This window comes from Leisingera sp. JC1 (genome assembly GCF_001679925.1).
Taxonomy (GTDB): Bacteria; Pseudomonadota; Alphaproteobacteria; order Rhodobacterales; family Rhodobacteraceae; genus Leisingera.
Genome location: NZ_LYUZ01000043.1, coordinates 1 through 863 on the forward strand (window position 1 = coordinate 1; position 863 = coordinate 863).

1 protein-coding gene is annotated in these 863 nt (G+C 64.9%); it reads left to right on the forward strand.

Translation table 11 applies throughout. The features are described from left to right. Positions 1-157: 157 nt before the first annotated feature. On the forward strand, positions 158-863 hold a 706-nt coding region (locus tag A9D60_RS26490), incomplete at its 3' end, for a hypothetical protein (protein ID WP_217492035.1).

Consider the following 863-nt stretch of genomic DNA (forward strand, 5'->3'; position numbering starts at 1 on the left):
CAGCACGGGTGCGCGTCTCAGTGCCGCACTGGACGAAGACAGCCGGCTGAACTTCCTGTATCCAGCAGACGGCAGCATTGGCCCGATCAGTATCAGCAACGGCATTCCCCGGCCCGGTGGAATGGAAACACAGAGCACTACCCCCGCTATCAACTTCGTGAAGCATCTGGCTAATCAGGACCCGGCACCGATCTATGTGATGGTGCCCACGGCAGTCGGCGGCCGGGGCGTTTACAACGGAGCTGATGCCAGCCCTGGCTCCGGCCCTTGGGACCCTGACGGCACGGGCGCGGCCTGGGACATCGGCGGCACTGCGGCGCAAACCGAAACATCCGGCGCGCTTTACAAGGCGCACACCTCGGGCAACTGGAAAACCGCTCTGGAGACGGCTGCCGCAGCCAGCTTTCCCGGCAAGGCCATCCTGCCGCCCATTTTCTTCGGCCACCCCTGCAATGAAAACGACACAGGTGGCGCCTGGCCGGACCTGGCTGACAAGGCAAAACGCTGCATCGAGGGCATCCGTGCGGCTTGGGGGGCTCCGAATGCCCCCTGGGTACTGTATGGCGGGCCGCCTGAATGGACCTATCAGGGGGCAGCCGCGCGGGCAAAGATCGTGGCGGTGAACCAGCACCTTGCCCATATCCTGCCGGGCGTTGTCTTTGTCGAGGGCCAGGAGGGTCATCAGCACCCAGGCGAGGCCATTCACTACAGCAACGCCGGTTACCGCCTGCTGGGCGCAAAATGCGGCCCGGCTGTTGCCAAGGCCAGGGCCCAGATCACGCCCCCGCATGAATGGGTGGACTGGATCGGCGGGATCAGCAACCAGCCGCAGCGTGCCTTTGGCCTCTACCGCTGGCACTCCG